Below are 1,209 nucleotides of genomic sequence, written 5' to 3' on the forward strand. Positions count from 1 at the left end.
TTGCTCGTGGCTGGGCCGGTCAGGTCAGAACGAAGCCCAGTCGTCGTGCGCAGCGCCGTTGCCGTTGGGCATCGTGCCTGCGGGCAGCGGCTTGACCGGCGAGACATAGCCCTGGCTCGAAGCCTTGGCGGGCTTGAAGCTCACCGGCCCGGCCGGGCGCCTGGCGGCCGGAGCGGAACGGCGCGTCTCGTTGCCGATCGTGAACTTGGCTGCCTGCTCGGCGAGCGCGCTCACTTCGGCGCTGAGGTTGCGTGCGGCGGCCGAGGTTTCCTCGACCATCGCGGCGTTCTGCTGCGTCGACTGGTCCATCGTTCCGATCGCGACCGAGATCTGGGTGATCGCCGTCGACTGCGCCTGGTTGTCGCTCGCCATCTGGCCGAGCAGCGCGTGCACTTCGCCCACGTCGCCCGAGATGTCGGCAAGCGCCGTATCGACCTTCTGCACCATCTCCACGGCCGCACCGATGTCGGTCTGGGTAGCGGTCAGCTGGTCGCGGGCGCGCGCGGCCTCTTCCTCGGAGCGCATCGCCAGCGCCGAGACGAGATCGGCGACCACGGCGAAGCCGCGGCCCGCCTCGCCGGCACGGCCGGCCTCGACGGCGGCGTTCATCGCGAGCACGCGCGTCTGGAAGGCGATCTTGTCGAGGCCCTCGATCACGCTGTCGATGCCCTTGGCACCGTCGGCGACCCGCGCCATCGCCTGCACCGCCTCGTCGGCGATGCTGCGCCCGCCCGACACCGTGGCGATCGCACCGTCGGCACGCTCGACCGTGCGACCCGCCGCCTCGGCCGTCGCCTTGAGGCGGCCGTCCATCTGCGTCACGGCAGCCGAAGTCTCCTCGAGGCTCGCGGCATTGGCTTCGGTGCGCCGCGCCAGATCCTCCGAGGCCTGGGCGATCTCGCCCGAGCCGGTGCGGATCGCCGCCGTCGATTCCATCACTGCGCCGATCAGCTCGCGCAGGCTCGACAGCGCTTCGTTGAAGTTGGTCTTGACCGTCGCATAGGCCGGCGAGAAGTCCGCCGTGATCTGCGCCGTCAGGTCGCCCTGCGCGAGCTGGCCGAGTCCCGCCTCGAGCGACTGGACCACCAGCTGCTGCTCGGCATCCGCAACCTTCTTCTCCGCGTCCAGCCGCTCCTTCTCGACAGCCGCCTCGCGGAACACCAGCACCGCCTTCGCCATCGCGCCGATCTCGTCGCCGCGATCGGTGCC

1 protein-coding gene is annotated in these 1,209 nt (G+C 70.6%); it reads right to left on the bottom strand.

Annotation, left to right across the window (positions count from 1 at the left end):
- Positions 1–24: 24 nt before the first annotated feature.
- Positions 25–1,209: methyl-accepting chemotaxis protein (locus ACMGDH_RS18175; RefSeq protein ID WP_436829395.1), on the bottom strand; the 1,185-nt coding region annotated here is incomplete at its 5' end.

The sequence above is a fragment of the Sphingomonas radicis genome, from assembly GCF_051400635.1.
GTDB lineage: Bacteria > Pseudomonadota > Alphaproteobacteria > Sphingomonadales > Sphingomonadaceae > Sphingomonas.